Raw genomic sequence first — 538 nt, forward strand, 5'->3', positions numbered from 1 at the left:
ATTGACCGGAAGTGGAAAAAGCTGGGGACTCGCCAACACCTTACCAAAGAATGGCAACTGCTAAAGCAACTGCGTAAGCAGCATTATGATCTGGTACTCAACCTGGCAGACCAGTGGCGTAGCGCTCTGGTTACAAGATTCACCGGCGCGCCAGTACGTATTGGTTTCGGCTTCAACAAGCGCAAAGGGCATATCTGGTCCTGTTGCCATACCCAGTTGGCCTCCGTTTCCGGGCACCAGAAAATGCACACTGTAGAGCAGAATTTGTCCATTTTTGCACCTTTTGCTATTCCCACAGTCAGTGATGTCAAAATGGCCTGGCCCCCAACCGCCTGGCAGGCCGTCGAGAATAAACTAAAAGCGCTGAATGTTTCAGCGCCGTATATCATTATCCAGCCGACCTCTCGTTGGTTTTTCAAATGCTGGAGTGAAGAAAAAATGGCGCAAACCATTTGCGAACTACAACAACAAGGTTTCCCTATTATTCTCACTTCCGGGCCAGATGAAAAAGAACGGGCAATGATCGCTGAAATCCAGG

General features: G+C 49.3%; 1 protein-coding gene. It reads left to right on the forward strand.

The window, feature by feature from the left end; all coding sequences use genetic code 11:
* A partial coding sequence (rfaQ, locus tag ACFOY6_RS24305; RefSeq protein WP_379652483.1) for a putative lipopolysaccharide heptosyltransferase III occupies positions 1-538 on the forward strand: 538 nt, incomplete at both ends.

The sequence above is a fragment of the Teichococcus aestuarii genome (assembly GCF_042651065.1).
In the GTDB taxonomy this organism is placed as follows: domain Bacteria; phylum Pseudomonadota; class Alphaproteobacteria; order Acetobacterales; family Acetobacteraceae; genus Pseudoroseomonas; species Pseudoroseomonas aestuarii.